Here is a 26,714-nt window from a genome sequence, read left to right on the forward strand (position 1 = left end):
TATCTCCCCCGACTCAGAATGAGTAAAAGTATGAATGACGAAATCGCGGGGAACTCTGAAACGCCTCCCGCCAGCGCAGCGCCTGAAACCATTGATCAGTTTCTCTGCTTTGCGCTCTATTCCGCCTCACTTGCCATGACAAAGCTCTATCAATCCCGGCTAAAACCGCTGGGACTCACTTATCCGCAATATCTTGTGCTGCTGGTGTTGTGGGAAAAAGATGGCCTGACCGTCTCTGAGATTGGTGCCCGCGTTCGGCTCGATTCCGGCACGCTTAGCCAGCTTCTGAAGCGGCTGGAAGGTGCGGGCATCCTCTGCCGCCAGCGTGACACCGGTAACGATGAGCGCCGGGTGTTCATCTCTCTGACAGAACAGGGCCACCAGCTTAAAATCGACGCGGCTGGCGTCCCGGCGGATATGGTGTCGGTAATGGATACTGACTGTAGTGAGCTCGGCCTGCTGACAACCCAGGTCGCCATGCTGCGCGAAAAATTGCTCAGGGCTCTGCCATGAAAGGGGCTTTTGATAAACGAATGAACATGTTAAATAATCAGCGTATTTCGTTATGCGCAATTCAGCCAACCAGTTACCGCTGGAGTTTCTTTTGAGTAGCGATAAACCGGGGGATATGGATGATGTCCATGCCGTTGTCGGCCATGCTGTATCAAGCCTGCTGAAGTCAGGCCAGACTGCGGGTGTACTGGAAATCATCGCATTTCTGCAATCTCAACAGGCGCGATCGTTCAACGGCCAGAGAGAAATTTACGCTAAAGCCGTTCGCGTTGTGACAAAACTGGTTAACTGATCATCAGATCACTCTGCCTGACGGCGTTCCAGACCGCCCTCCTTCCTCTCTTTTAGCAGAACTTACCCGCTAAAGTGCTGCACCAGCAGGCGCCATCAAATCATAGCGATCGTTCTGCGGAGCCGTGTCCAGGCCCATGGGCGGCTCAACTTTTAAGGTAATCCAGTTAGAGGTCACACGCTGCTGCTTGCTGTCCTCAAGGGTTACCGACAGGCGGTATTCATTGCTGGCCTCTGGTGAGGGATCCCATTGCGGTAAGATGACACTCCAGCCCTGCGGATCGGCATTATTGGCCGGTGGCGTCAGGCTCAGCGCCTGCGTATCACCCTGCCAGCTTACCGCCCTGATGTCATTGCTGGCCCGCACCTGCAGCTTCAGCGGCAGACTCTCGCCACTGCTCAGTTGCCATGGCGGCGTTGCCAGAAATACGGAGAGCGTTTTGCGCTGACGGAATGAGAGCACCGGCGTATCACTGCGGGTCACGGTATCATAACGGCTGCCGCGCAGGGAGCGCGCCTCTGCGACATTACCGGCATCAAGCTGACGGCTCAGCGCCACGCCGAAGCGATAATTGAGTTTAAGCCCCAGCTGATCCTGGCTTTCACCAGCGCTACTGGCTTTGTGAGTGGCTGAAAAGGTGACCAGCGGCACCGGCGTGTAGGAGAGGCCAAACGACATGGCGGAGGGGTTGTGATAACGGTTGCCGCTATTAAACAGATCGACATTCTCACCCAGATATTGCTGATAGCTCACCGAGACACCCAGTTGGCGATAAAAAGGCAGATAGCTCTGGCTGGTGATGTCATAGCCGCGCGCCATGCGCTGCTGCTGTGAATCATTCAGGTTTTTCCAGCCGGAAAGCGGCTGATAGTAGTTGGCAGAAAAGCGCATCGAATCGCTCCACGCCTCTGTGCCCACCGATGCACGTTGCAGGCCGCTGCTGAAGGTGCGATCAATAAAACCGTTATAGCCCAGCAGCCAGTCACCCGCGTCCCAGCGTTGTCCCAGCCCCGCGTTGCCAACCAGACCATCATCGGTATCGTGCAGGCCAAGCTGGCTGAAGGTGAGCAGGCTGTTCTCATCGGACAGGGCGCTAAAGAGATCGCCACCGGTGCCCGCGAAGTTCCCGTTCATATCGACTTTCAGGTCCAGCTGCGCGTTGCCGTATGGGGAAAGCAGTGACTGCCCTTCGCTCTCAACCCGGCCCGCCACTTCATCCCGCAGATGATTGAACGCCCAGACACCCGCCTGTTGACCAAACGTGACATTGCTGTCGCTGTTGTTACTGGCTTCACCGATACTTTTGGCCACGGCCGCCAGCTTTTTGCTCCACTCTTCATCCTGATCGCTGGCACCGCCCAGCGTCGGCAGCGATTCACTGTAGCGCGCCGGATCATCGAAGGGCGTTTCGGACACCGCTGTTTCAGTCTGGAAAGCGCGAGCACTCTGCGTCGCAGTCAGCGACAGCGCAATCAAAGAGAGAACTCCTGTTTTCCGTATCATGTCACCCGGCACATTGATCAGTTCGTTGCTGTAATTAAAGACAAATCATTAGCACTTACCTTAACATATTGTGACGGTGATGCAGGACAGCAGCGGCAAATTGTGCATATAACAGAAAAATCCGCACTCAATAAGGCCTGCATTTAACGCAGGCCCAACGCAGAAAAGCCTCTGTCAGGAGAAGATTAACCCGCCATCCACGTTAATGGTCTGCCCGGTGATATAGCGCGCATCGTCCGAGGCAAGAAAGGCCACCAGTCCCGCCACGTCTTCCGGCTGACCGGCGCGCTTCAGCGGAATGTTTTTAACCCACTCCGCCATCAGCTCACCTTTGCCGTAGGTTTTCTCCTCGCTGCTGAGGATCTCACCCCAGACACGATCGTTGTAATCCCACATCTCACTTTCGATGATGCCGGGACAGAAAGCGTTGACGGTGATATTCCACGGCGCCAGCTCCAGCGCCAGACTCTGGGTAATGCCAATCACGCCCATTTTGCTGGCGGCATAGTGCGGCGTGTAGATAAAGCCCTGCCGTCCCTGCCCGGATGACGTGTTGATCAGGCTGCCGCTGCGTTGCTGCACCATATATTTTGCCGCTTCACGACAACAGAGCCAGACGCCGGTCGTATTAACCGCCAGAATCCGTTCAAAGTCGCTCTTCGGCATGGTGTCAAAGCGGTCGATGGTGATCACACCCGCATTCTGTATTGAGACGTCAATCTGACCAAAGCGCTCAGATGCCTGCTGATAGAGCTGCTGCACCGCCGCTTCATCCGTGACATCGACCTGCAGCGCCAGAATCTCACTGCCGTATTGCTGCTGAATCTGGTCGGCGGTCGTGAAGACCCGGTCAGCATTTGACACCATCACCAGCCTGGCCCCGTCGCGGGCGAAACGCGCCGCAATCCCGGCACCAATGCCGCGACAGGCACCGGTAATCACCACTGTTTTTCCACGTTGTTCGCGGCTCATAATTGCTCCTGTTATGTGTGACGGACATCAGTGAGAGGCGCTGCCTGCTGCTTTTTATCATGGCGACGCAGCAGCACCACTTTGCTTTGCAGACGTTGCTGGAACTGGTCGATCACCACCGCAGTCACAATCACCAGGCCTTTAATGACCATCTGCCAGAAATCGCTGACGCCCATCATCACCATGCCATCCGCCAGAAAGACGATAACAAACGCGCCAATAATCGAGCCGGAAACCCGCCCACGGCCGCCTGCCAGCGCCGTACCGCCGAGTACCGTGGCACCAATGGCGTCCATCTCAAACATATTGCCGGTCATCGGATGTGCGGTCTGTAATTGCGAGGCCACTACCAGCCCGACCAGACCGGCGCAAAGGCCAGAAAAGGCGTAGACGAAGACTTTTACTTTGATAATCGGTACGCCCGCCAGACGTGCGGCGGACTCATTGCCGCCGATGGCATAGATATAACGACCCAGCGGGGTTTTGCGTGTCAGGTAGAGGCCGAGCAGTAAAAAGCCGAGCATCAGCCAGATAGGCAGATAAACACCCAGTACAGTGCCGGAGCCAAGCAGCGCAAAACCGGTGTTGCCCAGTGCGGGCAGCCCTATCAGGTTGGCGTAGGTGCCGCCGTCGTTGAACAGCAACGCTGCACCGCGCGCCACATACATCATTCCCAGGGTGCAGATAAAGGGCGCCACGCCCAGACGGGTGATCACCGTGCCGTTAATCAGCCCCACCAGCACGCCAAAGATGGCCACCACCAGAATGACTTCAGGCACGTTGAGAAATAGCGTATTGCCGCCCCACAACGGAATGCCATTGGTCAGCAGCGCACCCGCCACCATGCCGCAAATCCCCGCGACCGCGCCCACCGAAAGGTCGATACCGCCGGTGAGGATCACCAGCGTCATACCAATCGCCAGCAGTCCGGTAATCGCCACGTGCTGCGTCATGATCAACAGGTTGGAGGGCGTCAGAAAGTTTGGCACCATCACGCTGAAAAAGCCGACCACTATCAGCAATGCAATAAAAGTGCGCGCTTTAAGCAAATACATATAAAGCAGATATTTTTGGTTCATGACATTCTCCGGCCAGCTTAGAGCCTGTTCCAGTACGCGTAATCGTTGCAGGCAGTCGGGACAGGGACAGCGCATAACAACCGAAACGTACACGCAGTACGTGAGGATGGTGAGCACTGCCCCGCTTCAGACTGACAAATAAAATAAGGCGCTTAATCCTGCGGGGTTGATGCCGCGATCAGATGTTCCCGCGTCGCCGCTGCGCGCGGCAGATCGGCCGTGATCCTGCCATCGGCCATCACTAAAATGCGGTCTGCCAGCGCCATGACCTCATCCAGTTCGGACGATGAGAACATCACGGCCAGCCCCTGTTGCGCCAGGTTGCCAATCAGGTGATAGACGTCGGTTTTAGCGCCCACATCAATGCCGCGCGTTGGCTCATCGAGTAACACCACCTGCGGTCCGGTCATCAGCGCTTTCCCCAGCACCACCTTCTGCTGATTCCCGCCGCTCAGCGCCGTCACCGGCAGATCAGGATCGCTGACTTTGATCGCCAGATGGCCGATCATCTCATTCACCCGCTGATGCTCCCGGCCCGGATTCAGCAGCCCCAGCGCCCGGCGAAAACCGCGCAGGCTGAAGTCAGAAAGCGTCATGTTGGCCGTCACCGACATCAGTTCAATGACCCCTTCGCCCTTGCGATCTTCAGGCACCAGCGCGATGCCACTTTTCAGCCGCTGCTGAAAACTGCGTTTCGCCAGATCTTTACCGGCCAGCCGAACCCGGCCCGACTGACAGGACATCAGGCCAATCAGCCCCTTGAACAACTCAGTACGTCCGGCCCCCAGCAGTCCATAAATGCCAATCACCTCGCCTTTGCGCAGGGTAAAACTGACCTCATTCAGCTTGTAGCCGCCGTTCTGATGCAGCGCGGTCAGACCCTCGACCTCCAGCACCGTTTCCCCTTGTGGCGCAGGCTGATAGTCGAACTGTTTTTTCTTATCACCCACCATCTGCGCGATGATCCAGGGCACGCTGGCGTCGCGCACCTCACGCTCACTGATGAAGCGGCCATCGCGGAAAATGGTGATGTGGTCGCCAATCTCCATCAGCTCTTCCAGCCGGTGAGAGATGTAGATGATGGTGACGCCGCGCCGCTTCAGCTGGTCGATGACGCTGAACAGCACTTTGACTTCCGACTGGCTCAGGGCGCTGGTCGGCTCATCCATGATCAGCACCCGGGTATCCTTCGACAGCGCGCGGGCGATCTCTACCAGCTGCTGATGACCAATGCCCAGCTCGCCCAGCGGCGCGTAGGGATCGACATCCAGTTGCAGCCGGTCAAGCAGCGACTTCGCCAGCGCGTATTGATACTTTTCATTGATTACACCGCGCTGGAAAAACTCATTGGCGATAAAAATGTTGTCCATTACGTTCATGTTCGGAAACAGGTTTAGCTCCTGAAAAATGATGCTGATACCCTGTTTTTCCGCCTGATGTGTGGAATTGAGTGAAACCACTTTGCCATCCAGCAAAATCTCACCCGACGACGGTGTTTCCACTCCCGCCAGCATCTTCATCATGGTGGACTTACCGGCCCCGTTCTCACCAATCAGGACATTCACTTTGTTGCGGTAAACCCGATAGCTGACCTGATCGAGCGCAGTCACACCGGGATAGAGGCGCGACACATTGCGCGTTTCGATAATCACGTCGCCGGACGGTTGCGGTTGAGGGTTTTGCATCTGCCGCTCCTTATTGCCGGGTAATCGCAGCCGGGGTGATATCCGGCAACTGCTGCGGAATATCCCAGCTACTGAACACACCGGAAACACTCACTTTATCGCCCACTTTCGGCGCGAACTGCTGCATCAGGGTGGAAGCGTGCTGGTTGATCGCCTTACCGTAGTCACCAAACAGCACCTGGTCATTAAAGTCCTGATAGCTCGCACCTTTATAGGCATCGCGCAACGCGGTCCCGCGAATAATCGGCCCGGTCTGAATAGTGACACTGTCACCTGATTCGTCTTTCACCGTCATTTTTCCGCTGCGCGACGTTGTGTTTACCGCGGTCACCTCACCGCGAACCGAGACGCTAAAGACACAGGGATTCTCAGCCTGACTGCGATAGCCATAAGTCTGACAGGCGCTGTCAAAGTCTTTGGCAGACTGCAGCGACTTCATCAGTGTCGCCAGCGGTTTCGCCTCTGCCTGGACCTGCGGCACCAGTTTTTGCTGCCACAGCTGGTCGATGTTAGCCATTTTTGGATTGGGTGGATTTTTCAGGTCAGCCAGCTCCTGCTGCGACACAATTTTGCAGCCGCTTAACAGTAAGACCACCAGCGTCAGCCAGACTCTTCGGGACATCTTCTTCTCCCTGGCGCCCGCTTACGCAGGCGCGGCAGCGTTTAGTTACGACTTGTAGTTGAAGTCCTGGACGTTTTTGGCATTTTCCGGGGTAATCAGAATGCCGCGGAACATCACACGCTGTTTTTCCGGCTTCACGCCCTTCTGAATGAAATTATCGAGATCGGTGACACCTTCGGCGGCAATCGCCTGGGCCTGCAACATCACGGTGGCTTTCAGCGTGCCCGCTTTCACTGCATCGCGTTCATCGTTACTGCCATCAATGCCCACCACAATCACATCGTTGCGACCGGCCGCCTTGAGCGCAGCGATCGCGCCCAGCGCAACCGGCCCGTTGCCGCAGATCACCCCTTTTACATCCGGATGCGCCTGCAGAATACTGTCCATAATGCGCTTACCGTCGATCAGCGTGCCCTTCGCATCCTGACGCGCCACGCTCTGCATATCAGGATATTGATCCAGTACCTGATGGAATGACTTTGAACGGGTGACGCAGTTATTGTCGGCCAGGTTGCAGGCCAGCTCGGCGTATTTGCCCTTTTCGCCCATCTTCTCAACAAAGACGTTGGCCACATCGGAACCTGCCTGGAAGTTATTGTGGGTAATCTGCGCCAGTGCCACGTCATCGACCGGGATTTCACGGTTGATTAAAACCACCGGAATGCCGGCATCTTTGGCCTTTTTAATTGCCGCCACGCTGGCGGTGGAGTCGGCGTTATCCAGTACGATACCCTGCACTTTCTTACCGATAGCGGCATCAATCAGTTCGCTCTGCTTCTTCACATCTTCGCCATGCGACAGCACCGTGGTCTTGTAACCCAGTTCCTGCGCTTTGAGATTGGCGCCTTTGGCTTCGGAGGCGTAGTAGGGATTATCGAGTGAGTTAACCAGAATCATAATGGTGCCTTTTTCGGCGGCAAACGCCGCCTGCGAAACCAGACAGGCAGCCACGGCAGTGCAAAGCAGGGTACGTTTTTTCATGATGTTCTCTCTTATCGTTATGGCAGGGTATGAAGTCCCGGATGTTGGGCTGGCATTACCAGATAGTGAATCCACCATCGATCATTAAATCGGCACCGGTAATCATGTCGCTGCCGTTACTGGCGAAGAACAGAACGGCGGCGGCAATTTCATCGGTATAGGCAAAGCGGCCCAGCGGAATCAGTTTTTTCATCTGCTCGCCCTTTTCGCCGCGCCAGGCTTTCTCGCCCATAGGCGTCAGCACCACGGTGGGCGACAGGGTGTTCACGTTGATGCGATGCGGCGCAAACTCTTTGGCCATCACTTTGGTCATGCCCAGCAGACCTGCTTTGGCGGAGGTGTAGGCGACATGGTTATCGATAGCGATGGACGCCGCCTGAGAGGCGATATTAATAATTTTGCCGCCCGCACCGGCACGGATCATCAGCTTTGCAGCTGCCTGCGAGCAGAGAAAAGGCCCGGTAAGATTCACCGCGATCTGCTTCTGCCACTCGGCAAAATCGGTTTCAATCACGGGTTGCAGCATCACGTAGCCCGCGCAGTTCACCAGGATATCGATGCGGCCATAATGTGAAACGACCGCGTCAAACGCCTCTTCCACCGATGCGGGATCGGTGACATCACAGCAGACAAACTGCACCCGATCGGCCGCAAACTCCGCCTGCAGACTGGCAACCTTCTCCGCTTCAAACGGCGGATAGAGCAGAGCCAGACGCGCACCCTTCTCCAGCAACATGCCATTCGTCGCCATGGCGATACCGCCCAGACCACCGGTCACTACCGCCACTTTGTCAGCCAGATTCATTGCGGTATCTACGCCGTAGCGCAGGTTTACGTCATATTCGCCACTCATCCCACTCTTCCCCTCAGATTTTTGCTGATGCGGTTGATTCATTCATTTTCGAACAAAAATATATGCTATCGAAAAGAAATGATGTGTGGAGCAGATCAAATTTCGACCATCTGCCTCTCAAAGCCGCTTATCTGATTGAAAAGACGTGATCTGGCTTCCAGTCACGAAATAAAGCCGCACTGCTGCAATCGGGAAAGCCTGAGAGATTCAATAACATGCGGATTGCTAATTTTCGTTCGAAAACCAATGACCTATCTGGCTATCTCGCATTCATAAAAATGGCGCGTTAAACTCAGCCACAGAGACTTTGTTTGCCCGACCTCTCAGGTTATTGGAAAAGGGAGCATTTCGATTGAAAAGCAAAAGTGAGCAGTTCGCTGACATGCAGCAACGCCGCGAGAAAATTCTGGAGATGATCCGTGAGGATGGCACGGTCACGGTCAAAGCACTGACGGAGACCTTTGGCCTGACCGAAGCCACATTACGCAGCGACCTGCGCATGCTGCAGAAACAGGGCTTTGTGCAGCGCTACCACGGTGGCGCAACGCTGATGACGGGCAAGCAGAATACCGGGGCGATGCTGCTGGAGCGGCAGACCCATCTGGAAGAGAAAGAGGCAATTGGCCGGCTGGCGGCGCAGCATATCGAAAATGGCGACACGGTGATTTTCGATTCCGGTACCACGACCACCGCGATTACTGACGCCATCAGCCACATCCGCCGTCTGTCAGTGGTGACCACGGCAGTCAATATCGCCCTGAAACTGGGTGGCGAGCCGGGGATCAATATCCTGCTGACCGGCGGCACCTTTAAATTTCCGACGCTCTCCACCTCAGGCGAGAAAGCGGCCAGCTTTTTTGAAAACGTGCTGGCTGAAAAACTCTTCCTGGCGACCGCCTGCATCTCGCCGCGTCTGGGCCTGAGTTTCCCCAGTGAAACGGATATCAAAGTAAAACTGGCGATGATCAAATCCGCCAGCACAGTGTATGTGGTGGCGGACTCCAGCAAAATCGACAAGGTATCCATGTTCGCGCTCCCCTGTGACTGGAGCAACATCCACTACCTGATCACCGACAGCGGCATCAGCTCCGCGCAGGTCAAAGCGTTTGAAGCTCTGGGCGTAAAAGTGCTGGTGGCCCCACTGCCGCTGAAGCGGGCGATGTAATTTAAAATTCGTACCCCGCTAAAGTGAGTGATTCCAGAGCGGTGAGACCCGAAAATGTGAGGCACAGGTAAGCGCGGACATTTCAGTTAGCCACTAAAAACCCCGCACCATCACCAACAGTGCAGGTAAGGCCTGCCTGAAGAGCAACGTGTGCGAGCCAGGGAAGGCGAGCCCAATCCGCAGGGATGCGGGATCCCTTTGCGATCAGGCAGGCCTTTCCTGCACGCCGCACCGGCTCACCCAAACAATCCCGCATACTCGCAGACCTGCATCAGCAAAACCCCGCACCATCGCCAGCAGTGCAGGTAAGGCCTGCCTGAAGAGCAACGTGTGCGAGCCAGGGAGGGCGAGCCCAATCCGCAGGGATGCGGGATCCCTTTGCGATCAGGCAGGCCTTTCCTGCACGACGCACCGGCTCACCAAACCCTCCCAGCCTGCTCACCCGAACAATCCAGCATACTCGCAGACCTGCTCCAGCAAAACGCCGCACCATCGCCAACAGTGCAGGTAAGGCCTGCCTGAAGAGCAAAGTGTGCGAGCCAGGAAGGGCGAGCCCAATCCGCATGGATGCGGGATCCCTTTGCGATCAGGCAGGCTTTTCCTGCACGACGCACCGGCTCACCCGCTCACCCGCTCATCAAACCCTCCCAGCCTGCTCACCCGAACAATCCGCAGGGATGCAGGATCCCTTTGCGATCAGGCAGGCCTTTCCTCCGCAACGCATCTCTCCCCAACTCCCCCACCCCGAACCTGCAAATCCGCCCGATAAAACCGCACCACCTCACCCACCACCAGCAGCGACGGCGACACCGGCTGATCCCGCGCGACCGTCTCCGCCAGCCCACCCAATGTGGTAATCAGCACCCGCTGATCCGGCCGGGTTCCCTTCTCAATAATCGCCACCGGCGTCTCCGCATCCCGTCCCTGCGCCTGCAACTGCGCACTGATCGACGCACTCCAGCTCAACCCCATATAAAACACCAGTGTCTGATTCTCTGCCGACAACGCAGCCGCATCCAGCTGCGGCTCGCCACTCCGCCCATGCCCGGTAATCAACCGCAACGACTGCGCACAATCCCGGTGCGTCAACGGAATGCCGCTGGCCGCCGCACAGCCCACCGCCGCGGTAATCCCTGGCACCACCTCACAGCGAATCCCGGCCTCCTGCAGGCTCACCATCTCCTCGCCACCCCGCCCAAAAATAAACGGGTCGCCTCCCTTCAGGCGGATCACATTGCGCCCGCTACGCGCCAGATCCACCAGCAACTGATTAATCTGCGCCTGCTTCAGCCCATGCTGCCCCGGCTGCTTACCCACATCAATGCATAACGCACTCTCCGGCACCTCTGCCATCACCGCTTCACTCACCAGCCGGTCATACACCACCACCTCAGCCCGCTGCAGTAAACGCAATGCTTTCACCGTCAGCAACTCCACATCGCCAGGGCCTGCACCCACCAGCCATACTGCACCCTGCGGCTTTGTCACACCGGCCGGAGCCAGTAACTTATCCAGAGAATCAATTGCTCGCGTCATCATTCCTCCACAACCACATCGGACAGCAATAACTGCTTCAGCTCCGGAATACAGGAGCCGCACTGTGTGCCGCACTTTAGCTTCTCGCCTAACGCCTGAGTAGTGCGACACCCCTGCGCCATCGCCTGCAAAATCGTCTGCTCACCCACCGACATACAGCTACAGATAATCCGTCCCGCTGCACGCCGCTGCATCGCCTGCCCCGCCAGCACGCTGTGCCGCCCGGCTGCATCCTGCGGCGCATCCGCAAACGCCGCCGCAACAAACGCACTATCCAGCGACGGCAAGGCGCTACCGGCATAAAACGCCAGCTGCAATGCACCGTCGCGCCATGCCAGCAACCGGTAATCAGCGCCGCTGCCAGTGGCGACCTGCACGTCACAGCCTGACAGATCAATCTGCTCTGCCAGCCACGCCTGCGGCGATCCCGCACCCGCCACGGCATAGCGCTGCACTGCCGGATAAGGCGCGCGCGACCAGTAACGTAATCCCGCGAGCGGCGCAATCTCACGCTGCCAGAACCAGCCCTGCCAGGTCACCGCCAGAGGACGAATCCGTACCGGCGTCTGCTTCAGCGCAGGCTGCCCTGAAAACGAACAGGCCTGGCCGGCGATCAGCATATCGACGTGACTCTGCTGACTGAACTGCCGGTTCCAGTGCATCGGCACAAACAACTCGCCGCGCCGCATCCCCGCATCAATACGCACCCGGGCGCTGATCCAGCCCTGCGCAGACTGCACCCGCGCCAGAACGCCCACCGTCACGCCATACTGCGCGGCGTCAGCAGGATGCAGCGCCACAAAGGGCTCATCGCAATGCTGCATCAGACGCGGCACCAGCCCGGTACGCGTCATGGTATGCCACTGATCGCGCACCCGACCGCTATTCATCAGCAGCGGGTAAGCAGAATCTCGCCGCGGCAGGAGAGGCGTGGCCGGGACAAGCAGACGGGCTTTACCGTCCGGATGGAAAAAGCGGCGATCGCCAAACAGTCGGGCGCAACCCTGTGGAAAATTACAGTTCACCGGCCACTGCACCGGACGCAGTGCATCCCATTCAGCCTGACTCAACTGCGCCAGCCCGCTGATATCAAACGCGCGCTGGCCATGATTTTCAAAGCCCGACAGCGCGGCATGCTCGCGGAAAATCTCCGACGGATGCTGCCAGTTGAAGCCCTCACCAAAGCCCAGCCGCTGCGCCACCTGCGCCAGCAGCCACCAGTCAGGCCGTGCATCACCTGGCGCGGCGGCAAAAGCGCGCTGACGCGAAATACACCGTTCTGAATTTGTCACCGTGCCGTTCTTCTCACCCCATCCCTGGGCCGGCAGCAGAATATCGGCAAAGGCGCTGGTATCGGTCTGCGCCATCACATCCGACACAATCACCAGCGGGCAGGCCGCCAGCGCCTGCTCTACGCGATTCCCCTCCGGCATCGACACCGCCGGATTAGTGCCCATAATCCACACCGCTTTCACCTCGCCTGCCGCAATTGCCCTGAAAAGGTCCAGTGCGGTCAGCCCCGGCTCGCGGGCAATCGTCGGGCTGCGCCAGAAGCGCTGCACCCGATCGCATTCTGCTGCCGTAAAACTCATGTGCGCCGCCAGCTGATTTGCCAGGCCACCCACTTCACGTCCGCCCATCGCATTCGGCTGTCCGGTCAGCGAAAAAGGTCCGCAGCCCACGCGCCCTATTTTACCCGTCAGCAGATGCAGATTAAGAATCGCCTGGTTATTGTCGCTGCCGGTGACGGACTGATTAATCCCCATACACCACAGCGTAAGTACACGCTCATGCTGGCTGAACAGCTGGAAAAAATGCGCGACCTGCTGCTCCGTTAAATCACAGGTATCAGCCACCCGCGCCACATCCCACTGCGCAGCAGCGGCCAGCGTTTCATTCACGCCATTAAGGTGAGGCAACATGCTGCTATCAAGGCCATCGTGCTGAGCCAGCCAGTGCAGCAGACCGGAGAACAACGCCGAATCACTGCCGGGCCGGAGCGGCAGGTGGAGATCGGCCTGGTCACAACTTGCCGTGCGGCGCGGGTCAATCACCACAATTTGCATTGCAGGTCGTTGCTGCTTTGCCTGCATCAGCCGCTGCCAGACCACAGGATGCGCCCAGGCAGCATTGGAGCCAACCAGTAACACCAGATCGGTCTGCTCCAGATCCTCATAGCAGCAGGGCACCGCATCGGCTCCCAGCGCCCGCTTATAGCCGACCACCGCCGACGCCATACAGAGCCGTGAATTGGTATCGATGTTGGCGGCACCGATGTAGCCTTTCATCAGCTTATTGGCGACGTAGTAATCCTCTGTCAGCAGCTGGCCGGAGCCATAAAATGCCACTGCCTGCGGACCATATTGATCGATCACCGCACGCAATCCCGCCGCCGCCGCATCCAGCGCCGCATCAAGGCTGACCGGCTGGCCGTTAACTTCGGCGGTCAGCAGACGCCCCTGCGACGTCAGCGTCTCACCCAGCGCCGCCCCCTTAACGCACAACCGGCCCGCATTGGCCGGATGCTGCGGGTCGCCAGTCACGGTTGCCTGATGAGGTCCCTGCGGCGTGACGCAGACGCCACAGCCGACGCCGCAATAGGGACAGGTGCTGTTCATGATGCCTGCGCCAGCTGATTGAGCGGACGATTTGCCAGCCAGATCTGCCCCGCTTCGAGCTTCACCGGCCAGCAGCGCAGCTGGTGCTGCGGATTATCCAGACTCTGGCCGTCACGCAACCGTATCCGCTGCTTGTAAAGCGGAGAGATCACCACCGGCTCACCGCCGACATCGCCCAGGATCCCGCGCGACAGCACGCTGGCGTCGCTGCCAGGTTCGCGATCTTCCAGCGCAAACAGCGCGTCACCCAGACGGAACAGCGCGACACGCTCACTGCCAAGTCGTGCGCCAATCCCTGCCTCCGGCGGAATCGCCTCCAGTGCGCAGATTGCACTCCAGGGCTCAGCGGGCAGTTGCAGCAGCGGACGCGCAGGTACGGATTCAGGCTGACGCTGACCGCGTACCCGGCTGTAGTACAGCGATTCATCAGGCTGGTCGCTGTTGATCGTCGGCGTAAACAGCGCAAGTCTCGACGGGTCCGCCAGCGTGGTCTGCCACTCACACTGGTACGCGTCAACCACCCGCTGCATCTCCTGCTCCAGCGTCGCGCCCAGCCCGAGGCTATCCTCAATCACGACCTGCCGCAGATAATCCAGACCACCTTCCAGATTGTCCATCCAGACACTGGTACGCTGCAGCCGATCGGCGGTACGGATGTAAAACATCAGCAGGCGATCGACATAGCGCAGCAGCGTCGCGTCGTCGAGATCGCTGGCGAACAGATCAGCATGGCGCGGCTTCATCCCGCCATTCCCGCAGACGTAGAGGTTCCATCCCTTTTCAGTGGCGATCACTCCGATATCTTTGCTCTGCGCTTCTGCACACTCTCGGGTACAGCCCGAAACCGCCATCTTGATCTTGTGCGGTGCGCGCAGCCCCTTGTAGCGGTTCTCCAGCGCAATGGCGAAGGCGGTCGAATCCTGCACGCCGTAGCGGCACCAGGTTGATCCCACACAGGACTTCACCGTTCGCAGCGATTTGCCGTAGGCGTGACCGGTTTCAAAACCCGCTTCCAGCAGCGTCTGCCAGATATCCGGCAACTGGTCGAGCCGCGCACCTAACAGGTCGATACGCTGACCGCCGGTGATTTTTGTGTAGAGGTCGTAACGCGCCGCCACCTCGCCAATGGCGATCAGCCCCTGCGGCGTGATCTCACCCGCCGGAACGCGCGGCACCACGGAATAGGTGCCATCTTTCTGGATGTTGGCGAAGTAGCGGTCGTTGGTGTCCTGCAGCGGCAGATGCGCCGGTTTCAGCAGATAATCATTCCAGCAGGAGGCGAGCAATGACGCCACCAGCGGCTTGCACACTTCACAGCCGTTCCCCCGACCGTGCGATGCCAGCAGCGCATCGAAGGTTTTAAACTCGCCAGCCCGCACCAGGTGATACAGCTCCTGGCGTGAATAGCCGAAGTGGTCGCAGACATCTTTTTTCACCTCAACGCCGAGATTTTCCAGCTGAAACTCCATCACCTGCTTCACCAGCGCCGCACAGCCGCCACAGCCGGTGGCCGCTTTGGTGCAGCTCCTGATGCTGCTCATCTCACCGCAGCCCCCTTTCACCGCCGCGCAGATATCGCCCTTGCTGACGTTGTGGCAGGAGCAGACCTGGGCGCTGTCCGGCAACGCCGCGACGCCTGGCGCTTTTGGCGCACCGGCAAGTGCAGGCAGAATCAGGCTTTCCGGTGCGGCAGGCAGCGGTAAGTCATTAAGCATCATCTGCAACAGCGTGGCGTAATCGCTACTGTCACCCACCAGCACGCCGCCCAGCAGCCGGGTGCCCTCCGCAGAGACCACGATTTTCTTGTAGATGCCTTTTGGCCCGTCGGTCCAGTGATAGTGCTGGCTGCCCGGCGTGCGGCCGTGAGCGTCACCAAACGAGGCGACCTCCACGCCCAGTAGTTTCAGCTTAGTGCTCATGTCTGCACCGCTGAATGCGGTGGGTTCAGCCGCCAGATGTCCGGCCAGCACCCGCGCCATCTGATAACCCGGCGCGACCAGGCCAAAGATCTGACCGTTCCACAGCGCGCATTCGCCGATGGCAAACACGTCGTCATCGCTGGTCTGGCAGCGATCGTTAATCTCAATGCCGCCGCGCGGTCCCAGCGTCAGACCCGCCTCACGCGCCAGCTCATCGCGCGGCCGGATACCGGCGGAAAACAGCACCAGATCGCCGGGTAAACTGCTGCCGTCGGCAAAGCGCAGCACCACGCTGCCGTCAGGCTGTCGCTCAATCAGTTCGGTCTGTTTCGAGGTGTGAACCGTCACGCCCAGCGCATCGATCTTCTGACGCAGCATCAGCGCACCGCCCTCATCAAGCTGCACCGCCATCAGGCGCGGCGCAAACTCCACCACGTGCGTTTCGACCCCGAGCTGCCGCAGCGCATTCGCCGCCTCCAGACCCAGCAGGCCGCCGCCAATCACGATGCCGCGCTGGCTATGGCGGGCGCAGGTGGCAATGGCATCAAGGTCGTCCAGCGTGCGATAGACAAAGCAGCGATCGCCGTCGTGGCCCGGCACCGGGGGGACAAACGCGCGTGAGCCAGTCGCCAGCACCAGCTTATCCCAGGCCAGTTCACTGCCCGTGCTGTCACGCAGGCTGCGCTGCTGGCGGTCGATCGCGACAACCGAATAGCCACTCCGCAGTTCGATACCGTGCCGGGCAAAGAAGTCCCCGTCGACCAGCGACAGGTCGTCGGCCGTTTTGCCGTTGAAATAGTCCGACAGATGCACCCGATCGTAAGCCTGCTGGCGCTCCTCGCCATAAACCACGATGTGATAGTGCTGATGCATTTCGCGGGCAACCAGCTGCTCAAGAAAATGGTGACTGACCATGCCGTGACCCACCACGGCTAAAACCGGTTTACTCATTTCAGGACTCTCTGCAGCCTGTGGCTGCGGTTCAGGTTGATCGTGATCGAACAGGGCAGCGAACGTGACAGGTTCGGCGTGCTGAAGACGCTCCATCAGCGCAGGCCCTTGCCGGGTGTCGCCAGAAAGCAGCACGCCACAGAGGCGGCCATGACGAAGAAAAAGACGGCGATAGTCGCCAGAGATCGGGTCAAAACTGCTGATAGAGGGCGCCTCACTGACGTCGCCCGCGCTGAACAGTGAAATGCCACTCACTTTGAGGCGTGTCGCCAGCGGCTGGCTGACAAAATCCGCCAGCGGCGATCCGGCCAGTTGCGCCGCCAGAATCTGTGCCTGCGCCAGGCAGGGTGCGACCAGACCAAAGGTTTCGCCCGCGATTTCACAGCACTCACCCACCGCGTAAACTCCAGGAATGGCACTGCGCAGCTGACCATCCACCAGAATGCCGCGCTGACACGGCAGACCCGCCGCCTGCGCCAGCGTTATCCCGGGCTGAACGCCGATGGCGATGACCACCTGTGTGGCGGCAACGTGGTGGCCGCTGGTCAGCGTCACGCCCGTCTCGTCAATCGCCACAAGTCCGCTGTTGAGTTCACAGCGGATGCCGCGCTGCGCTAATGCCGTCAGCAAGAGCTCGCCCGCTTTTGCATCCAGCTGGCGATCCAGCAGCCAGGGTTTGTGGTGGACCAGCGTGACATCACGGCCACGGGCGCGGAGTGCTGCTGCCGCTTCAATACCCAGAAAGCCGCCGCCCAACACCACCACCGGTCCCTGACCTGCCAGCAGTTGCCGGACGTCAGCAATGCTGCGAAAAACCCGGACGCAATCCGCATCGATGCCAGGAATCGCGGGCAGACGAGGCTGCGAACCGGTGGCAAACACCAGTTGATCCCAGCTGAGCTGGCGCCGATCGGTCTGCACAGTACGCGCGGCAAGATCGACCTGCAGGACGGTTTCACCGTTCAGGAGCGTGACGCCGTGCCGCTGATACCACGCCTGATCGTGGATCAGGGTGTCACTGAAGGATTTTTCACCGGCCAGCACCGGCGACAACAGCACGCGGTTGTAGTTGCCGTGCGGCTCGCGGCCAATGACCGTGATGGCGTAACGCTGCGGCGCACGTTGCAGCAGGCTCTCCACCATCTGCATCCCCGCCATGCCATTACCTATCACCAGCAACCGTTGCCTCATGGTCTGCTCCTTATGCCGCCGTGGTCTGTTTTTCATAAAGAAAATGCAGCACTTTCTGGCGCAGCTGGTGGTAGCGCGGCTCATCCGCCAGCGCCACCCGCGAGCGCGGACGCGGCAGATCAACAGTCAGGATTTCGCCGACCTGTGCTGCCGGGCCGTTAGTCATCATCAGTACCCGGTCGGAGAGCAGCACCGCTTCATCCACGTCATGGGTGATTAGCACGATAGTGGTATTCAGCTCCTGCTGGATACGCATCACGCTGTCCTGCAGGTGGGCGCGGGTTAACGCATCCAGCGCGCCAAACGGCTCATCCAGCAGCAGCACGCGCGGCTTCATCGCCAGGGCACGCGCAATGCCAACGCGCTGCTTCATGCCACCCGAGATTTCGCCAGGCCGCTTGTGCATGGCGTGGCTCATCTGTACCCGATTGAGGTTGTGTTCGATCCAGTCGCGCATCTCCGCTTTGCTGAAACGCCCTTTAAACACCTGCTGCACCGCCAGTTCAACGTTCTGAAATGCCGTCAGCCACGGCAGCAGCGAATGGTTCTGAAACACCACCGCACGCTCCGGACCCGGTCCGGTGATTTCGCGGTTATCACACAGCAGTACGCCGCTGCTGGGACGGGTTAATCCGGCAATCAGGTTCAGCAGGGTCGATTTGCCGCAGCCCGAATGGCCAATAAGGCTCAGGGTTTCGCCTTCGCGGATATCAAAACTGACGTTGTCCAGGGCCAGGAACTCGCCGCTGGCGGTATTGAAACGCTGGCTCACCTGCTGAACGCGAATAATGTGTTGCTGCATGATGTTCTCCTTATTTTTCCCAGCTGAAACGACGCACCAGCAGCATCAGACCCTGCTCCAGCAGCAGCCCGACCACGCCGATAATCAGAATGGCGATCAGAATGTTTGCCACGTTGAGGTTGTTCCACTCGTTCCAGATCCAGAAACCGATGCCCAGACCACCGGTCAGCATTTCGGCGGCGACGATCACCAGCCATGCGATGCCGATAGAGAGACGTACGCCGGTGAGCACCGCAGGCAGCACGGCGGGCAGCAGAATCCGGCGCATCACCGTCCATTCAGAGAGCTGTAACACCCGCGCGACGTTGAGGTAATCCTGCGGAATGCGCTGCACCCCTTCGGCGGTGTTGATGATCATTGGCCAGATTGAACAGATGAAAATGGTCCAGCTGGCGGCCGGCTCGGCGCGCTGAAACAGCAGCAGTCCAATCGGCAGCCAGGCCAGCGGGCTGACCGGGCGCAGCAGAGCGATAATCGGATTGAACATCCGCGCCATAAAGGTAAAGCGTCCCAGCAGAAAACCGGCCGGAATGCCCACCAGCGCGGCGAGGCCGAAGCCGATGGCGACGCGCTGCAGCGAGGCCATTACATTCCAGCCGATGCCCTGATCGTTGGGGCCATTGCTGTAGAACGGGTCAGCGAACAGAACCTGTGCAGCCTGCCAGGTCGCGTAAGGCGAAGGAAACGAGGGTTCAAACAAGGCGGCGATCTGCCACACCAGCAACATCAGCAGCAGGCCGCCCGCAGCCGGAATGCAGCGCTGCAAAAACGGACGCAGACGTGCCGGACGAACGGCGGCTTTCGGGGTGACCTGTAACGGAATTACGGTGGCACTGTCGGGGGTTTGCTCCGGCTGAGCCACCGCGCGCGCGTCAGTTCTCATAACAACCTCTCTTAACGTTTGATAGCGAAACTGGCGGCGTAGGCGGCAGGATTGCTGCCATCCCAGACTTTGCCGTCGATCAGGGTGCTGCTGCGCATCTCGCTGGCGGGCAGTGCAATCTGCCCGACTGCGCTGGCGGCCTGTTTGTAGATGTCGATACGGTTGATCTGGCGGGCCACGGTAAGGTAGTCGGGATCGCTGGCGAGCAGGCCCCAGCGTTTCATCTGCGTCAGGAACCACATGCCGTCGGAGAGCCAAGGAAAACTGACGTTGCCGTTGTCGAAGAAGCGCATCGGGTGCGCGTCCTGCCAGGACTGCCCCAACCCGTTCTGATACTGGCCGAGCATTCGCCCCTGTAGCGTCTCCACTTTGGTGTTGATCCAGGCCCGCCCGGCTAACACCTGCGCGGTTTCACGGCGGTTATCGTCTGAGGCATCAATCCAGCGCGCCGCCTCCAGCACCGCGGCGGTCAGCGCGCGGGCCGTATTAGGATTCTCTTTCACCCACTGCGCGCGGGTGCCGAGCACTTTTTCCGGATGCTCCGGCCAGATCTGCTGGCTGGTGGCGGCGGTGAAACCGATGTTGTCGCTGATGGCACGCTGGTTCCACGGCTCACCGACGCAGAAGCCGCTCATGTTGCCAATCTTCATGTTCATCACCATCTGCGGCGGCGGCACGACCACGGTGCGCACATCGTTAAACGGATGAATGCCGGCATTAGCCAGCCAGTAGTAGAGCCACATAGCGTGCGTGCTGGTGGGAAAGGTATGTGCGAAAGTCAGGCTGCCTTTGGGACTGCCATCCACGGCTTTTTTCAGGCTGACCGCATCGGTGACGCCACTGGCTTTCAGCTGGTTCGAGAGGGTGATCGCCTGGCCGTTGTGATTGAGCGTCATCAGGTTCGCCATGTCGTGCTGCGGTCCCGCCACACCCAGCTGCAGTGCGTAGATCATGCCGTAGAGCACATGCGCCGCATCCAGTTCACCGGAGGTCAGCTTGTCGCGCACCGCCGCCCAGCTCGCCTCTTTGCTGACCGCCAGCGTCAGGCCATACTTCTTGTCGAAGCCTTTGACCGACGCCATGACCACGGGCGCACAGTCAGTAAGCGGAATAAAGCCCACCCGCACCTGCGGCTTTTCTGGCGCATCAGAACCTGCCGCCCAGACTGCATTTCGTAATCCCGGAACGATCCAGGCCGCACCCAGTGCAGCACCGGAGATCAGCGCCTGACGTCGTGTCAGTGAAAATGGCGTTTTGCTCATCATGTTGCCCCTGAACAGAAATAAAAAAAGGCGTCCTCCGACAAGCCGAAGCCTGCGGATGGACGCCTTTATCCAAAGCACTGACCCCACCGCCATTGGCGGGAGCAATGCGTACTCTCTGTAAGGTTAAAGCAAAGGGTGTGCCAGATCGCCGAAGCTGCGTGAATGCCGATCTGCGGGAAGAGACTGGTGATAAATTAACCGTTTTTGCACGTTTCTGACGCAGATCACGCACAAACGCTGTGCAGCTACCTCATCCGGGTTAGGTGCTCAGAGTCTTCGCCACCGCCAGCACCGCCTGCGCGATCTCCAGTACCCGCTTATTCTGATTCATCGCACTTTTGCGCAGCGCCTGCCAGGCCGCCTCTTCGGTGAAACCCTGCTGCTGCATCAGCCAGTGCTTGGCCTGATCGATCACCCGACGTTCGTCGAGTGAGGCACGCATTGACGCCAGCTCATTCGTCTGCTGCTGCAAACGCTGCGACTGTTCACCAATCAGCGACAGCACCGAGCGCCCGAGCTGCGGGGCAAGGCCGTCACTGTTGAGCGCAGCTGCACCATGCAGCCAGTCAGCGCCGGAGACATAAAGCGAAAAGTTGCTGTCGCCCTGTGCCATCGTGAACATCGGCTGTTGGTGCGCCTGATCAATCGCTTCACGACAGCGCTGCATCAGCGTAGCCGTCAGGGCATCCTCAAGGGTTTTCATCTGATCGAGCCGCCTGGAGAGCAGGGAAAACCAGTGGAGTGCGCCGGTCTCATCACAGGGCCCTCCGGTACAGGCGATGCGCCGCAGACGTTCAATGTCCCGGCTGGCCTGAGACAGCGGCTGCCAGCGTTTGCAGGTCGCGCTGTCAGCAAATTCCTGGAAAGTGGCAAAACTCTGCTCCTGGGCCGCAATCAGGGCCACCAGCTGGCTACGCTGATCGGGTGTGAAATGACGCGCCGCAAAGCCCGCAGCTCCGATTGCCCGTTCCTGCCCGGCCAGCTCTTTGCCCTGCATAAAACTGAACAGCGCGATAAGCGCACGGGAAATCGCGGGATAGCTTGCCGTGTCGGCGGCTTCAAAGACCAGATTAAGTAAGGTGCGAATAACCTGATTAAACGCGGACATCGCTGCAGCCTGATCATGCTCTCGCTGGCTGATCTGCTCACGCAGCGCGGGTAATCCGTCCAGCGCCTGCAGGGCCGAAGCAATCAGATTGCAAAAGCGGCTAAAGCCAGGCTGCGCAACGGCGGGCGGTAGCGCCCGGTAAAAATGCTGCAGGCTGGCACTGACCTCCTGCTGACGGGCGTGACGTTCGGCGCTGAAGAGCGCGCCATTTGAGCAGATCCAGAGGTTGTTTGCGCCACGTTCCCGCTGCAGTCGATGAACCAGTTCACTGATAGCGGTTATCAACTCACCTGTCTCAAGCAACCGTTGCAGACTGGCAATATCGCTATCACGCGATGCCTGCAGCCATGTCATGGCATTACCCATTGCTCACCTCTGTGCGGTTAAAAGCTTTGAGAAGCAAAAGGCGTGCCGCTTTCGGTAAAAAACGCGGACCAGAACAGGGCGTAAATTCTGATTTTGATAATATTCTTAACGCAAATCGATAAAATTTTTCGACAACAAGTTATTAGTAAAACTTAATAGTTTCCAATCGGATTAATTGCATGTCAGAATGCGCGGCACTGTTCTCAGGCAGTTTGTTGCCGCGATAATTCAGTTAGCTTTAACTATCATATCTGCTGGCGCTTTTCTGGCTTCAAAACCCGCACGTAAAGTGCCCACTATCACGCATCGGCAGTGGGTGCAATGGTTTGAATTCTCAAAAGTCTTAGGTAGACTAAAAGCGTTACTATCCCGATGTAAACTGACCTTTTTTTGGAACACAGAATTTTGGCACGATGCGGCGCGACAAACAGCGCCTCATGACATCGGGTCCGGCAACATGCAGTTACTTTGATGAGATCACGAGGAACATGGTGAAAAAGAGTCTTGCGTTAACACTGCTGGCGGTCCTTACCCTGGCAGGCTGTAAGGCCCCGCCGCCGCCCGTCACTGACGATACGCTGGTCACCAGCGAAATTAACGGCGTCAAACTGGTCCATCGACACGCTGTCGCGGCACCGACTGAATTTGAACCCGTTAACCAGACCTGGCGCGCGCTCTATGGTGCATCAGTGATGACCTCGCCTGACTACGGCGGCAAAGTCGTTCGTTATCTCGAAACGGGTAAACCCTTTGAAGTATTGGGTAATGTGGAACACAGCTGGCTGGCCATTGCCGACCAGGCTGACGGTCCACTGATCGGCTATGTGCCGCTAAAAGCAGGCGTCGCGAGCGATCGTTATGATGCGACCGTGCAGAGCGACCGTCCCCGTCCCCGCAAAACCAAGCAGGTCTGCGTAGCCGTTGGCGGTGACAGCAAAGCCTGTCGGACTAACGATACCGCGACCTGGATCTTAGACTGAATATGAAATCCGGCGCATATTGCCTGCAGCACCGTCCCGGGCTGTGGGTACAGGGATTAGCCATTGGCTGGAAGATCACTAATTAATGACTGTGGAATCCCCTGCGCGTGAGGCGCCCCCCTCAGGCAATGAGAATCTATTACTTCAGGCTGCGGCGCCACTACTGAACGCGGTAGTACAAATTCGTCAGGCAGCCACACATGACGACCCTGCGGGTCTGCGCCAGTCTCTGATCGATGAAATCCGCCAGTTTGAACAACGCTGTAAACAGGCAGGGCTGCCTTTTGAGATGATTATCGGCGCGCGTTACTGCATCTGCACTGCGCTGGATGAAGCCGCGGCGCAGACCCCATGGGGCACGCGCGGGGTCTGGTCTGGCAACGGCATGCTGGTCACCTTCCACAATGAAAGCTGGGGCGGTGAAAAATTCTTTCAGCTACTGTCACGCATTTCACAGAGCCCGCAGCAGCATCTCTGGCTGCTGGAAGTCGTGCAGTACTGCCTGCTACTGGGCTATGAGGGCCGCTATCGCGGCAGCGAAAATGGTCGCAACCAGTGCGACGGCATCCGTAATCGCCTGAAAAGCCTGATTGATGAAACGCGCGCTCAGCGCCAGACGCCGCAACCGCCACTGGTAGAAGTTCATCCGCTGGTGAGCACTCTTGCCCGTCCCATGGTACCGCTCTGGGCCTGTGCCATGCTGGTCGCGCTGATTGGCTGCCTGATCTACAGTGGACTAAACTGGCGGCTTGGCAATGCCGCCGAACCCCTGCTGCGCGCCATCTATCAGACCCCCCTGCCGCAAATTACCGCGGGCCGCCGACCCTCTTCGCCACAGGCATTGCTGGACCTCCGTCAGCGCCTGAATGATGTGATTGCGGCCGGACAGCTTGAAGTCAGTGACGGCGCCTTTGGCAGCAAAGTGATTATTCCGGCGGACAAACTGTTTGCTGAGCAAGGTACGGTGATCAATCCGGTGGGCCGGGCGCTGCTGGCCCGCGTCTCAAACGCGATGAAAGATGTCAAAGGGACCATCCTGGTCTCGGTGTTTACCGACGATCATCCGGTGGATAACAGCCGCTTTGCCTCCAGCTATGAGTTTTCCTTTGCCCGCGCCCGCACGATCACTCAGCTGTTACAGGTTCAGCTGAACGACGGTCATACCGTTCGCTCTGAAGGCCGTGGCGATAGCGATCCGCTGCTGCCTAATGACAGCAGCGAAAACCGGACCCGCAACCGTCGCGTTGAAATTACCCTGTTTGCCGCGCCTGAAACGCTCAGTAATCATCAAGGAGCACAATAATGCGCGCCTCACTTCGCCTGCTGTTAACACATCGCCTGCTGTGGAGTTTTATTGGCGTTACGGCGCTGAGCTGCCTGGTCTGGATGCTCGGCCCGTTCTGGTCATGGGGCCAGTCACGCCCCCTGGAACCGGTTCTGCCCCGCCAGCTCACCGTAGGTGCGCTCTATTTTCTCTGGATCCTGTTTCAACTCATTCCGTCGCTTTATCGTGCCTGGTTTAACAGTCGCTTACTGACCCAACTTCAGCTGTCGGATAACGACGATCCTGCCGAGCGTCAGATGACAGATGAGCGGCTCAACCAGCGCTTCAGCGAAGCCGCGTTGCAGCTGAAACGCACGCAGTTTGGACGCCGTCACAGCGGCAGTTTACTGTCTCGCTTTAACGCCAATTATCTCTACCAGCTCCCCTGGTATCTGGTGATGGGCGCGCCCGGTGCCGGTAAAACCACCGCGCTGTTTAATGCCGGTCTTGAGTTTCCACTCACTGACACCCTGGGCCAGCAGGCGATTCGTGGCGTTGGCGGCACCCGCAACTGCGACTGGTGGTTTACTGACAGTGCAGTGCTGATCGATACCGCCGGACGGTATGCGTTGCAGGAAAGCCAGCGCGTGCGCGATGCTGCGGAGTGGCACAGCTTTATCAATCTGCTGAAACGCTATCGCACCCGTCAGCCGATCAACGGTGTCATCATGACCATCAGCGTTGCCGATCTGCTGAGTGATTCCGCCGAGGCGCGTTTCGCCCAGGCCAGCGCGCTGCGCGAGCGGATGGCGGAACTGCATCAGCAGACCGGCATTCACTTCCCGGTCTATGTGATGGTCACTAAAACCGACCTGCTGAAAGGTTTTATGAGCTACTTTGGCTCTATGGATAAAGCGCGGCGTGACGCTATCTGGGGCTTCACCTTTAACTGGGATTCGGGTAAGCCGCACAAAGATGACTGGCACCGCAATTTTGGCGAGCAGTTCCAGCGGCTGGAAGAGAATCTCCAGCAGCATCTGTCAGGACAGATGACCCAGGAGCGCGATCTGAACGCGCGTGCAGAGTGCTTCCTTTTCCCGCAGGAGTTTGCCTCACTGCGTCCACTCCTGAACGAATATCTGGATATCGTTTTTTCTGAGCATCAGGATGCGGTCGCCTGGAGCCCGCGTGGCCTGTTTTTCACCAGTGGCACGCAGGAAGGCCTGCCGTTTGACCGGGTGATGGGAGAACTGAGCCGCAAACTGCAGTTACGTCAGGCGGGCGACCACTCCATTGCGGCCTGGGACAGTGTTAACCGCAACAGTCCGATTCCGGGCAACAAAGGCCAGAGCTTCTTTATTCGTGACCTGCTCAGCGATCTGATTTTCAAAGAAAGCGGTCTGGCGGGCAGTAATCGTCGCTGGGAGTACCGTAATCAGCTGTTCCACTGGATTGGCTATGGCGTACTGGCCGGTGCACTTCTGATCGCCTCCAGCCTTTGGAGCCTCAGCTACTATCAGAATCAACATTATCTGCAACAGGTTGCCGCGCGGGTACCGGCGATACGCGAGCAGAGTCAGCAGGTGATTCATCAGCCTGCTGATAATATTTTTGATCTGCTACCCTTTCTGAACAACCTGGTAAAGCTACCGCTCTCAGAACGTTTTTCTCTCGATAATCCACCGCTTACCATGCGGGCGGGTTTATATCGCGGTAGTCAGGTTAGCGATGCCGCCTGGGTGCTTTATCAAAATGCGCTTAAGTCTTTATTGCTGCCGCGGGTAGCACAGCAGATCACTAACATTCTGCGTAACGATCCCGGTGATGATAACGCTTACAGCCGCAATGCGCTGCGCGCCTATCAGATGCTTTATCAGCCGCGAAACTACGATGGCGAATTTTTGCGGGCCTGGCTGCTGCAAAATTTACAGCGTTCACTGCCCGACACAGTAAGCGCCCGCGATCTGCAGCAGCTCGACTGGCACCTGAGCCAGTTGCTGGACCAACAGATTCAGTCATCGCCTTATGCACGGGATAATGCATTAATGATGCGTAAGCTGGCGGAGAATCTGAACATTGCGGGCCAGAAAGGTGACATGCTGGCGGTTACGCCGCTGCACCAGGCCCCGCCATCACACTCGCAAAGCGAGTAACGGTGAGGTGAAT

At 58.4% G+C, this 26,714-nt stretch carries 20 protein-coding genes; 6 read left to right on the forward strand and 14 right to left on the reverse strand.

The window, feature by feature from the left end; all coding sequences use genetic code 11:
• The first annotated feature begins 18 nt into the window (after nucleotides 1–18).
• Complete coding sequence (locus tag IAI47_RS11110; RefSeq protein ID WP_033743259.1) at nucleotides 19–513, forward strand: MarR family winged helix-turn-helix transcriptional regulator; 495 nt, start codon at nucleotides 19–21, stop codon at nucleotides 511–513.
• A gap of 91 nt (nucleotides 514–604) precedes the next feature.
• Nucleotides 605–805, forward strand: coding sequence for a hypothetical protein (locus IAI47_RS11115; protein WP_223296454.1), 201 nt, complete (start codon nucleotides 605–607; stop codon nucleotides 803–805).
• A 69-nt stretch (nucleotides 806–874) separates the two neighbouring features.
• Here IAI47_RS11115 and IAI47_RS11120 read toward each other — a convergent pair whose 3' ends face one another.
• The 7 genes from IAI47_RS11120 to IAI47_RS11150 all read right to left on the reverse strand — a co-directional run bounded on the left by IAI47_RS11120 (nucleotide 875) and on the right by IAI47_RS11150 (nucleotide 8,500).
• Nucleotides 875–2,308 carry a YchO/YchP family invasin gene (locus tag IAI47_RS11120; protein WP_181405298.1) on the reverse strand — a complete coding sequence of 478 codons (1,434 nt, stop codon included), beginning with the start codon at nucleotides 2,306–2,308 and terminating at the stop codon, nucleotides 875–877.
• A 174-nt stretch (nucleotides 2,309–2,482) separates the two neighbouring features.
• Nucleotides 2,483–3,280 carry an SDR family oxidoreductase gene (locus IAI47_RS11125; RefSeq protein ID WP_003848368.1) on the reverse strand — a complete coding sequence of 266 codons (798 nt, stop codon included), beginning with the start codon at nucleotides 3,278–3,280 and terminating at the stop codon, nucleotides 2,483–2,485.
• Between the two features lie 11 nt (nucleotides 3,281–3,291).
• Nucleotides 3,292–4,359 (reverse strand): ABC transporter permease, encoded by a 1,068-nt coding sequence (locus tag IAI47_RS11130; protein WP_008926168.1) that lies wholly within the window; start codon nucleotides 4,357–4,359, stop codon nucleotides 3,292–3,294.
• Between the two features lie 152 nt (nucleotides 4,360–4,511).
• Nucleotides 4,512–6,044, reverse strand: a complete 1,533-nt coding sequence (locus IAI47_RS11135) for a sugar ABC transporter ATP-binding protein (RefSeq protein ID WP_003848372.1) — start codon at nucleotides 6,042–6,044, stop codon at nucleotides 4,512–4,514.
• Between the two features lie 10 nt (nucleotides 6,045–6,054).
• Nucleotides 6,055–6,666 (reverse strand): DUF2291 family protein, encoded by a 612-nt coding sequence (locus tag IAI47_RS11140; RefSeq protein WP_003848375.1) that lies wholly within the window; start codon nucleotides 6,664–6,666, stop codon nucleotides 6,055–6,057.
• 45 nt (nucleotides 6,667–6,711) lie between these two features.
• Nucleotides 6,712–7,647: a D-ribose ABC transporter substrate-binding protein gene (locus IAI47_RS11145; RefSeq protein ID WP_003848377.1), complete on the reverse strand. Its 936-nt coding sequence runs from the start codon at nucleotides 7,645–7,647 to the stop codon at nucleotides 6,712–6,714.
• Nucleotides 7,648–7,702: 55 nt separating this feature from the next.
• Complete coding sequence (locus IAI47_RS11150) at nucleotides 7,703–8,500, reverse strand: GolD/DthD family dehydrogenase (RefSeq protein WP_003848378.1); 798 nt, start codon at nucleotides 8,498–8,500, stop codon at nucleotides 7,703–7,705.
• A 352-nt stretch (nucleotides 8,501–8,852) separates the two neighbouring features.
• Here IAI47_RS11150 and IAI47_RS11155 point away from each other — a divergent pair, with 352 nt between their 5' ends.
• Nucleotides 8,853–9,665, forward strand: coding sequence for a DeoR/GlpR family DNA-binding transcription regulator (locus IAI47_RS11155; protein WP_008926167.1), 813 nt, complete (start codon nucleotides 8,853–8,855; stop codon nucleotides 9,663–9,665).
• Between the two features lie 696 nt (nucleotides 9,666–10,361).
• Here IAI47_RS11155 and cobA read toward each other — a convergent pair.
• From cobA to IAI47_RS11190, 7 genes are all read right to left on the reverse strand, one after another.
• Entirely contained in the window at nucleotides 10,362–11,201 is an 840-nt protein-coding gene (cobA, locus tag IAI47_RS11160) for a uroporphyrinogen-III C-methyltransferase (protein ID WP_008926166.1), read from the reverse strand.
• Nucleotides 11,201–13,819, reverse strand: coding sequence for a nitrate reductase (locus tag IAI47_RS11165; RefSeq protein ID WP_008926165.1), 2,619 nt, complete (start codon nucleotides 13,817–13,819; stop codon nucleotides 11,201–11,203). The genes cobA and IAI47_RS11165 overlap by 1 nt, the downstream gene beginning before the upstream one ends.
• Complete coding sequence (gene nirB, locus IAI47_RS11170; protein WP_008926164.1) at nucleotides 13,816–17,880, reverse strand: nitrite reductase large subunit NirB; 4,065 nt, start codon at nucleotides 17,878–17,880, stop codon at nucleotides 13,816–13,818. The genes IAI47_RS11165 and nirB overlap by 4 nt, the downstream gene beginning before the upstream one ends.
• Before the next feature lie 10 nt (nucleotides 17,881–17,890).
• Nucleotides 17,891–18,682 (reverse strand): ABC transporter ATP-binding protein, encoded by a 792-nt coding sequence (locus IAI47_RS11175; protein WP_008926163.1) that lies wholly within the window; start codon nucleotides 18,680–18,682, stop codon nucleotides 17,891–17,893.
• A gap of 10 nt (nucleotides 18,683–18,692) precedes the next feature.
• Nucleotides 18,693–19,565 (reverse strand): nitrate ABC transporter permease, encoded by an 873-nt coding sequence (gene ntrB, locus IAI47_RS11180; protein WP_008926162.1) that lies wholly within the window; start codon nucleotides 19,563–19,565, stop codon nucleotides 18,693–18,695.
• Nucleotides 19,566–19,576: 11 nt separating this feature from the next.
• Complete coding sequence (locus tag IAI47_RS11185; protein WP_033743252.1) at nucleotides 19,577–20,827, reverse strand: CmpA/NrtA family ABC transporter substrate-binding protein; 1,251 nt, start codon at nucleotides 20,825–20,827, stop codon at nucleotides 19,577–19,579.
• A gap of 262 nt (nucleotides 20,828–21,089) precedes the next feature.
• The gene (locus tag IAI47_RS11190) at nucleotides 21,090–22,304 is read right to left on the reverse strand and encodes a nitrate regulatory protein (RefSeq protein ID WP_008926160.1); all 1,215 of its coding nucleotides are present in this window, start codon (nucleotides 22,302–22,304) and stop codon (nucleotides 21,090–21,092) included.
• A gap of 488 nt (nucleotides 22,305–22,792) precedes the next feature.
• Between IAI47_RS11190 and IAI47_RS11195 the strand changes: the two genes are divergently transcribed.
• From IAI47_RS11195 to tssM, 3 genes are all read left to right on the forward strand, one after another.
• Nucleotides 22,793–23,284: an SH3 domain-containing protein gene (locus tag IAI47_RS11195; RefSeq protein WP_181162208.1), complete on the forward strand. Its 492-nt coding sequence runs from the start codon at nucleotides 22,793–22,795 to the stop codon at nucleotides 23,282–23,284.
• An 85-nt stretch (nucleotides 23,285–23,369) separates the two neighbouring features.
• Entirely contained in the window at nucleotides 23,370–24,587 is a 1,218-nt protein-coding gene (icmH, locus tag IAI47_RS11200; RefSeq protein ID WP_003853120.1) for a type IVB secretion system protein IcmH/DotU, read from the forward strand.
• On the forward strand, nucleotides 24,587–26,701 hold the full coding sequence (tssM, locus tag IAI47_RS11205) for a type VI secretion system membrane subunit TssM (RefSeq protein WP_003853121.1): 2,115 nt from the start codon (nucleotides 24,587–24,589) through the stop codon (nucleotides 26,699–26,701). Before icmH ends, tssM begins: the two co-directional genes overlap by 1 nt.
• Nucleotides 26,702–26,714 lie beyond the last annotated feature (13 nt).

Origin of the sequence: Pantoea sp. MT58, from assembly GCF_014495885.1 — a bacterium.
Lineage (GTDB): Bacteria > Pseudomonadota > Gammaproteobacteria > Enterobacterales > Enterobacteriaceae > Pantoea > Pantoea eucalypti.

What these genes read in the sequence shown, in the direction of transcription:
- IAI47_RS11195 (WP_181162208.1), top strand. Translation starts at nt 22,793, where the DNA reads ATGGTGAAAAAGAGTCTTGCGTTAACACTGCTGGCGGTCCTTACCCTG.
- ntrB (WP_008926162.1), bottom strand. Translation starts at nt 19,565, where the DNA reads ATGAGAACTGACGCGCGCGCGGTGGCTCAGCCGGAGCAAACCCCCGAC.
- nirB (WP_008926164.1), bottom strand. Translation starts at nt 17,880, where the DNA reads ATGAGGCAACGGTTGCTGGTGATAGGTAATGGCATGGCGGGGATGCAG.
- IAI47_RS11125 (WP_003848368.1), bottom strand. Translation starts at nt 3,280, where the DNA reads ATGAGCCGCGAACAACGTGGAAAAACAGTGGTGATTACCGGTGCCTGT.
- IAI47_RS11150 (WP_003848378.1), bottom strand. Translation starts at nt 8,500, where the DNA reads ATGAGTGGCGAATATGACGTAAACCTGCGCTACGGCGTAGATACCGCA.
- IAI47_RS11135 (WP_003848372.1), bottom strand. Translation starts at nt 6,044, where the DNA reads ATGCAAAACCCTCAACCGCAACCGTCCGGCGACGTGATTATCGAAACG.
- IAI47_RS11130 (WP_008926168.1), bottom strand. Translation starts at nt 4,359, where the DNA reads ATGAACCAAAAATATCTGCTTTATATGTATTTGCTTAAAGCGCGCACT.
- IAI47_RS11175 (WP_008926163.1), bottom strand. Translation starts at nt 18,682, where the DNA reads ATGCAGCAACACATTATTCGCGTTCAGCAGGTGAGCCAGCGTTTCAAT.
- IAI47_RS11145 (WP_003848377.1), bottom strand. Translation starts at nt 7,647, where the DNA reads ATGAAAAAACGTACCCTGCTTTGCACTGCCGTGGCTGCCTGTCTGGTT.
- IAI47_RS11165 (WP_008926165.1), bottom strand. Translation starts at nt 13,819, where the DNA reads ATGAACAGCACCTGTCCCTATTGCGGCGTCGGCTGTGGCGTCTGCGTC.
- IAI47_RS11120 (WP_181405298.1), bottom strand. Translation starts at nt 2,308, where the DNA reads ATGATACGGAAAACAGGAGTTCTCTCTTTGATTGCGCTGTCGCTGACT.
- cobA (WP_008926166.1), bottom strand. Translation starts at nt 11,201, where the DNA reads ATGACGCGAGCAATTGATTCTCTGGATAAGTTACTGGCTCCGGCCGGT.
- IAI47_RS11185 (WP_033743252.1), bottom strand. Translation starts at nt 20,827, where the DNA reads ATGAGCAAAACGCCATTTTCACTGACACGACGTCAGGCGCTGATCTCC.
- IAI47_RS11140 (WP_003848375.1), bottom strand. Translation starts at nt 6,666, where the DNA reads ATGTCCCGAAGAGTCTGGCTGACGCTGGTGGTCTTACTGTTAAGCGGC.
- tssM (WP_003853121.1), top strand. Translation starts at nt 24,587, where the DNA reads ATGCGCGCCTCACTTCGCCTGCTGTTAACACATCGCCTGCTGTGGAGT.
- IAI47_RS11190 (WP_008926160.1), bottom strand. Translation starts at nt 22,304, where the DNA reads ATGGGTAATGCCATGACATGGCTGCAGGCATCGCGTGATAGCGATATT.
- IAI47_RS11110 (WP_033743259.1), top strand. Translation starts at nt 19, where the DNA reads ATGAGTAAAAGTATGAATGACGAAATCGCGGGGAACTCTGAAACGCCT.
- icmH (WP_003853120.1), top strand. Translation starts at nt 23,370, where the DNA reads ATGACTGTGGAATCCCCTGCGCGTGAGGCGCCCCCCTCAGGCAATGAG.